Source organism: Aminicella lysinilytica (assembly GCF_004362975.1).
GTDB classification, from domain to species: domain Bacteria; phylum Bacillota; class Clostridia; order Peptostreptococcales; family Anaerovoracaceae; genus Aminicella; species Aminicella lysinilytica.
The window spans coordinates 25593-31611 of the sequence record NZ_SNXO01000027.1; the positions used below are offsets into that span (position 1 = coordinate 25593).

The window sequence follows — 6019 nt, forward strand, 5'->3', positions numbered from 1 at the left end:
AGACAGGCAATAAATGCCTGCCTCATCTTGCGTTATCACTATGCCTCTGCTGGAGCTTCTGTCACTTCGTTAATGACGCTCTTTCCATCGTAGTAGTTGCAATTAGGGCATACTCTATGTGGAAGCTTTGGCTGATGACACTGTGGACAAATACAAAGTCCAGGTGCTGTCATCTTCATATTAGGGGACCTTCTCTTGTCCCTTCTCGCCTTGGACGTTTTCCTCTTTGGAACTGCCATTGTCTACACCTCCTCCTGCTCAAAGTTATATCAAAAAAACAATTTTTTTCGTCAACTTCTAAAGTATATACTCTCAAATGGTTGATGTCAACAGTTTTTTTATATTATGTTAATGGCTTTTCTTAGGTTTGGTATTATACTTGTGGCGCTTGCGTCTTCAATGTGTTCCTCCATTTCTTCAGGTGCATCTTCGTATCTTACGAGATTACCGGTGCCGCCTACGCAGCCGCCTATACAAGCCATGCCTTCTATAAAATTATTGGTAAGAGCTCCCTTATTAGCTCTGTTTAGTGCCTGTTTACATTTATCAATGCCATCGCAGACAACAGGATCAAATTTAAAGTCAGTGATGTCTAATTCTTTAAGAGCCTGAGCTACTGCCTCTGCAACGCCTCCTGATCTTGCAAAATTTCTGCCGTAATAAGAAGCCTGGTTCCAATCTACTGATTCCTGCTCACGAAGCAGTATATTCCTGCTGTCAAAGAGAGCCTGTAATTCCTCGAATGTAATGGCATAATCAATATAGTCTGAAGCCGGTTTCTCCCTGACTTCTGCTTTCTTGGCTATACATGGTCCAATGAAAACCACTCGAGATCCAGGATGTTCTTCTTTTACAAATTTTGCTAATTCCGCCATAGGTGACAGATTCGTTGAGACTTTATCAACTAATTCCGGATATTTCGTCTTGATAAATTTTACAAAAGCAGGACAGCATGATGATGTCAGAAATCCTTTCTCAACAAGTTCGCTGGCTTCTTTGGCTGCGGTCATATCCGCGCCTAGTGCCACTTCCAAGACACGTTCGAAACCAAGCTTCCTGATGCCGGCTATGACCTGACCAAGTTCTGCATATAAAAACTGACTGCCTATGGAAGGCGCTACTATTGCAACTGTAGGACGCTTCATACCATCAGTATCCCCCGCTTTCAGGAGTTTGATGACATCTACTATACTAGATACGTCTACAGTGGCCCCAAAAGGGCAGTGGTAAACGCAAGCGCCGCAATTGATGCATTTATCATAATCGATTTTTGCCTCTCCGCCGTCTCCCATATATATAGCATTTACCTTACAAGCAATTTCGCAGGGCCTTTGGAAATTGTGTATAGCACTGAATTTACAGGCTTTAGCGCATCTTCCGCAATCCACGCATTTGCTTTTATCGATTTTAGCATGCTGATGTCTGTCAATGGTTATAGCGTTCAGTTTACAGGCTTCCTTACAACTGTGGGCAAGACAACCGCGGCAAAGGTCAGTTACTACATAACCTGCTTCTGTACATTCGTCGCAGGCAATATCTATGACCTGTACTACTTCTTTATTCTTTTTACTGCCGCCTATTGCAAGCCTGACTCTTTCGGCTACTACTGCTCTGTCCTTGTATATGCAACAATGCATCGGAGGCTCATCCTTAGGAAGTACCTGACTAGCTATTTCATTGAACTCAACAAATACATCATTTCCTTTCCAGGTTTGTATTGCAACCTCGCGAAGAACATTATACTTAGTTTCCTGAACTTTGTTGTCAAACAGTTTCACCTATCATACTCCTTTTCACTTGCATCATTACAGCAGACGACTGTGTTTAACGATTTCGTTTGTCTCTCTGGCTATTACTAATTCCTCATTGGATGGTATCATCATTATTTTTACAGGGGAATCATCAGTAGATAGAATAACCATCTTTGATCTTACGTTATTCTTGTAAGGATCCAGTTTGATTCCCAGGTTACCCATGTTCTTACAGATGAGTTCTCTCATGTAAGTATCGTTTTCTCCAATGCCGCCGGTAAACACTATGGCGTCTACTCCGTTCATTTCCGCAATATATGCGCCAATGTAGAATCTTACCTTACGGGCAAATATGTTAAGTGCCAGCTCTGCTCTTCTGTTTCCTTCTTTCATAGCTGCTTCCAGATCCCTGAAATCGCTTGATATACCGGATATTCCAAGAACGCCGGATTCTTTATTTAAGATGCTTGTTACTTCGCCCTCTGTAATACCTTCCTTCTCGCCGATCAAGGATACTATGGAAGGATCCAGATCTCCGCACCGGGTGCCCATTACCAGACCCTCAAGTGGTGTGAATCCCATAGACGTATCCACGCTTCTGCCGTGTTTGATAGCTGATACTGAAGCACCGTTGCCAAGATGACAGGTTATGAGTTTCAGATCATTTACATCTATATTCAGCATTTCTGCCGCTTCTATAGCCATATATTTATGTGAAGTACCATGGAATCCATACTTTCTGATGCCGTATTTTTCATAATACTTGTATGGAATAGCGTAAAGATATGATTCAGGACGCATAGTCTGATGGAAAGCCGTGTCGAAAACGCCAACCATAGGTACGCCTGGCATCAATTCTTTGCATGCCTGTATACCGTCAAGATTAGGCGGATTATGAAGAGGCGCCAGATCTATACACTCTTCCAGAGCTGCTACCACTGTATCGCTGATAAGTATGGAATTGGAATATTTCTCACCTGCGTGAACTACTCTGTGTCCTATTGCATCTATATCTTTAAGAGACTTAAGTCCTCCATCAGGGGCGAGTAATGCGTCCATGACATGTTTGATACCGTCTTTATGATCTTTCATAGGTACTTCTTTAACGATCTTGATATGACCTGTTTTCTCATGGGTTATAACAGATCCTTCCATCCCTATTCTTTCTACTAGTCCCTTAGCTATAAGGGTCTCATCCTTCATCTCCAAAAGCTGATATTTGATTGATGAACTTCCGCAATTTAATACTAATACTATCATTGTTTTTCTCCTTTTCTGGGTCTAAAGGCCTATAAAAGGGGCCTTGACATAATCTGAATAATCATATAGATCTTTGCCCGCTATAATGTTATACATATCTGTAGCGAGTATATCTTGATGTAGTGTTGGTCCGATTTCCGGATACTCCTCCTTTTCTCGATTTATATTCGTTATCACAGGCAGTTTGCAGTACTTATTCTTCTTCATTTCCTTAATGAATTTAGCACCTACGTCATCTAATGCCAGTAATCGAATATAGGATCTGGCATTTTTGACGCTATCGCTGCTTATTCCCAGCAACACCTGTGTCAATAACCTTGATATTCTTGTTCTTGTATATGCTTTAGATTTGATACGCTCAATAAGTTGATCCGTAGAATTGACATACCTGATTTCATTGATCAGTTTGTTTCCAAGTCCCTCGCCTGCTGAAGATATAGTTTCCAGATACTCTCCATCTGATTGTAAAATCTTAGCACTTAACAATTTGAAAAATCTACTGTCCATTTCATCAAATATTTTTGGGGTTTTCTCGTACAGGCTATCCCTGATGGCCTCAGCAGACTCATGATAACCAACGCCCCTTCTCTTAATGGTAACCGGTTCAATATCTTTGATTTTCTTCAGATATTCAATAGCAAGGATATTGTTAGGTTCCTTCAGAATTGCTTCATCGAAACCGGGGTTTATTTCCAAAGCAGCCATTAATCTAGCCTTAGGGTACGAATTTCCATGCTTTATGAGCTCACTGACTCTCGAATGAAGTACTTTATCATTGTCGTTCAGAAATGCCGCAACACTTTTTAATTCGTCTATATCTCCGCATTCGCTTCCAAAGGCCATGTAATCTACACATCCGAAACCTTCAAGTATCTCCACTCCACCCTTTGCAAAATATTCTGCGCTATTGCAGGCATAAACCACAGGCATTTCAACTACTACATTTACACCATTCTCTACGGCTACCCTGGCACGTTCCCACTTATCGGCAACTGCCGGCGTTCCTCTTTGTGTAAAATCTCCGCTTATAACAGATACGCAGACTTCCGCACCTGTTGATTTCATTGCTTTTTCTATAAGATAACTATGACCCTGATGAAATGGGTTATACTCTCCTATAATACCTATGCTTTTCAATATTACTCACCGCTTTCATCAGTTGTTTCTTCAGATCTGTCCTGATAGAGCCACTCTTCACCATTCTTAGTTCTATAAGCCATCTCTTTCAACTCATCCCTGTTACTCTGTAGAACTCCGTTGATTTCCTCGAAGGATCTTTCCACATTATTGTACATTTCTGCAAAATACTTCAGATTGACTTCATCTATCCTACCCTGCATATCGTAAATAATCCCGTCCAGATAATCATAGGTCTTCATTTTCAGAGCCTTGGAATATTCGTCAGCCGCATTGCTGATAGCATCTGCTTTTTTCTGAGCCTTTAACGTAATATCATTATTGTCAACTAGATAATCTGCCTGTTTTCTGGCTTCAACGATTATCTTCTCATACTCACTCTTGGCCTCGCTCATGATTCTCATCTTTTCATCTTTTACCCACTTAGCCTGTTGTATGTCATCCGGCAGTCCTAATCTTATTTCCTTGACGATGTCCAGCAATTCATTGCCGTCGATCATTATTTTATTCGTCAAAGGTACTGCCGACCCTGTCTCGACTATATCTTCTATTTCATCCAATAAATCCAATACTGTCATAATAATCTCCTATTTATTCATATATTTTGCCACGATCTCGTCCAATATCTTTTCTGGAACAAGTCCTTTAACACAGCCGTTTAATGAAACAACTTCCTTGATCATGCTGGAACTGATAAATGAAAACCTCGGACTTGTCATAAGGAATACAGATTCCGTTCCCTTGTTAAACAATCGTTCGTTCATCTGCGCCATCTGTATCTCATATTCGAAGTCTGTAGTAGCTCGCAATCCCCTTACTACTGCATCGAAACCGTTGTTATTGACATAATCCGCCAATAATCCTTCAAAGGATTCCACCCGCACGTTATCAAGGTCAGAAGTAACTTCCTCGATCATATTGACCCGTTCCTGTTCGGTAAAAAGCGGGTGTTTGTTCGGGTTTACTATGACTCCAACCACCAGTTCATCGAACATCTTAGCTGAGCGGGTGATTATATCAAGATGCCCGTTTGTCATAGGATCGAAAGAACCTGTGTATAAGGCTTTCTTACTCATTATCTTCCTCCTGAAGTTCCTGCCCTGCCTCTGTCACGCATTGGTAGATGCTTAATTTAGTCTTGCCATATTTCTTTTCACGTACTTTAGTCAATCTGCCGAAGCTGTCAGGCATGTGATCGGCAGCGCCGTGTTCTGCTAATATTATACCCTCCGGAGACAATAAATCAAGATAATCTATCTGCTGCAGACATTTCTCATAAATGCCCGCCTTGTATGGAGGATCAAGTATGAACACGTCAACTTTCTCATCTATGCGGCTCAGGGCTCTCATAAAGTCGGCCAGTATGACTACTGAACGGCTCTCGGCGTTGCATTTTTTAATGTTTGTTTTAGTCAGATTCACACTGTCTCGGGAACTGTCACAAAAGTAACATCGTCTGGCTCCTCTTGACAGGGCCTCGATGCCGAGACTTCCGGTACCTGAAAAAAGGTCGCAGAAAACTCTTCCGTAAATATCATTCATTAAAATATTGAATATAGATTCTTTAACTTTGTCAGATGTGGGTCTGATATCGTTACCAATAGGTGTGTCTAATTTTCTTCCCCTGAACTCACCGGTGATTACTCTCATTTAATTATTTCTTGTATGATGTATTTGAGTCCAAATACATGCATACTCTCCTTTCTTTCTTCAACTTTGATATAATCAATTTGACACTGTGGACTTTTTATTTGTTCCTATAGCTTTGACTATTTAAAGGAGAGTATTGCCACAGTTTTATCTGAATCATTTATAGTTGGATAAGCCTTAGAGTTTTCATTTCACGCAAGTTTATGATGATAAAACTAGGT

7 protein-coding genes are annotated in these 6019 nt (G+C 40.9%); all 7 read right to left on the bottom strand.

What is annotated here, in order from left to right; genetic code table 11:
• Positions 1-38: 38 nt before the first annotated feature.
• The 7 genes from rpmF to rsmD all read right to left on the bottom strand — a co-directional run bounded on the left by rpmF (position 39) and on the right by rsmD (position 5798).
• Entirely contained in the window at positions 39-239 is a 201-nt protein-coding gene (gene rpmF / locus EV211_RS07695; RefSeq protein ID WP_133528850.1) for a 50S ribosomal protein L32, read from the bottom strand.
• A gap of 99 nt (positions 240-338) precedes the next feature.
• Positions 339-1778 (bottom strand): monomeric [FeFe] hydrogenase, encoded by a 1440-nt coding sequence (locus tag EV211_RS07700; protein ID WP_133528851.1) that lies wholly within the window; start codon positions 1776-1778, stop codon positions 339-341.
• A gap of 27 nt (positions 1779-1805) precedes the next feature.
• A complete protein-coding gene (locus EV211_RS07705; protein ID WP_133528852.1) occupies positions 1806-3011 on the bottom strand; it encodes an acetate/propionate family kinase in 1206 nt (401 codons plus the stop codon).
• Positions 3012-3032: 21 nt separating this feature from the next.
• Positions 3033-4148, bottom strand: a complete 1116-nt coding sequence (locus EV211_RS07710; protein WP_166635413.1) for a tRNA(Met) cytidine acetate ligase — start codon at positions 4146-4148, stop codon at positions 3033-3035.
• 2 nt (positions 4149-4150) lie between these two features.
• Positions 4151-4726 (bottom strand): hypothetical protein, encoded by a 576-nt coding sequence (locus EV211_RS07715; RefSeq protein WP_133528854.1) that lies wholly within the window; start codon positions 4724-4726, stop codon positions 4151-4153.
• Positions 4727-4735: 9 nt separating this feature from the next.
• Complete coding sequence (gene coaD, locus EV211_RS07720) at positions 4736-5224, bottom strand: pantetheine-phosphate adenylyltransferase (protein ID WP_133528855.1); 489 nt, start codon at positions 5222-5224, stop codon at positions 4736-4738.
• Positions 5217-5798 carry a 16S rRNA (guanine(966)-N(2))-methyltransferase RsmD gene (gene rsmD, locus EV211_RS07725; protein WP_133528856.1) on the bottom strand — a complete coding sequence of 194 codons (582 nt, stop codon included), beginning with the start codon at positions 5796-5798 and terminating at the stop codon, positions 5217-5219. The genes coaD and rsmD overlap by 8 nt, the downstream gene beginning before the upstream one ends.
• Positions 5799-6019 lie beyond the last annotated feature (221 nt).

Coding starts and splice junctions, on each gene's coding strand:
- coaD (WP_133528855.1), bottom strand. CDS start 5,224: ATGAGTAAGAAAGCCTTATACACAGGTTCTTTCGATCCTATGACAAAC.
- rpmF (WP_133528850.1), bottom strand. CDS start 239: ATGGCAGTTCCAAAGAGGAAAACGTCCAAGGCGAGAAGGGACAAGAGA.
- EV211_RS07705 (WP_133528852.1), bottom strand. CDS start 3,011: ATGATAGTATTAGTATTAAATTGCGGAAGTTCATCAATCAAATATCAG.
- EV211_RS07715 (WP_133528854.1), bottom strand. CDS start 4,726: ATGACAGTATTGGATTTATTGGATGAAATAGAAGATATAGTCGAGACA.
- rsmD (WP_133528856.1), bottom strand. CDS start 5,798: ATGAGAGTAATCACCGGTGAGTTCAGGGGAAGAAAATTAGACACACCT.